This window comes from Streptomyces sp. WM6386, assembly GCF_000972385.1.
In the GTDB taxonomy this organism is placed as follows: domain Bacteria; phylum Actinomycetota; class Actinomycetes; order Streptomycetales; family Streptomycetaceae; genus Streptomyces.
Genome location: NZ_JXTE01000520.1, coordinates 1 through 429 on the forward strand (window position 1 = coordinate 1; position 429 = coordinate 429).

Here is a 429-nt window from a genome sequence, read left to right on the forward strand (position 1 = left end):
GGCAGCGACCTCGGACGGCCAGGACCCGTTGACGGAGGGGGAGTTCACCGACGAGGCCGGCTTCGCCGCGGCCGTCGCCACGATCGGCCGCACGCTCGACGCGGGCACCGGCGTCCAGCTGCGGGCCCTGCTCGCCCGGGACCGCCGTACGACAGGACCGCGCGCCGACCGGCTCGCCGTGATCGTCCATCAACTCGCCGTGGACGCCGCGTCCTGGCGGATCCTGCTGGACGACCTGACCGCCGCCCTCGGGGTGGCCACGGCCCAGGCCCCCGTACGACCGCGGCGCGTGCCCGACCCGCTGACCGACTGGGTCGGCGAACTGCGGGAACGGGCCGGCCCCCCCGACGAGGTCCGCCCCTGGGCCCTCGTCGCCGACCGCCGGGCCCATACGCTCGGCGCCCGCAGCTCCGCCGCGGTGCCCCGCTC

The 429-nt window shown here is 78.1% G+C and carries 1 protein-coding gene; it reads left to right on the top strand.

Features of this window, described 5'->3' with window-relative positions; all coding sequences use genetic code 11:
* Nucleotides 1–429 (top strand): hypothetical protein (locus TN53_RS42515; protein WP_046264270.1); only part of this gene is annotated, 429 nt, incomplete at both ends.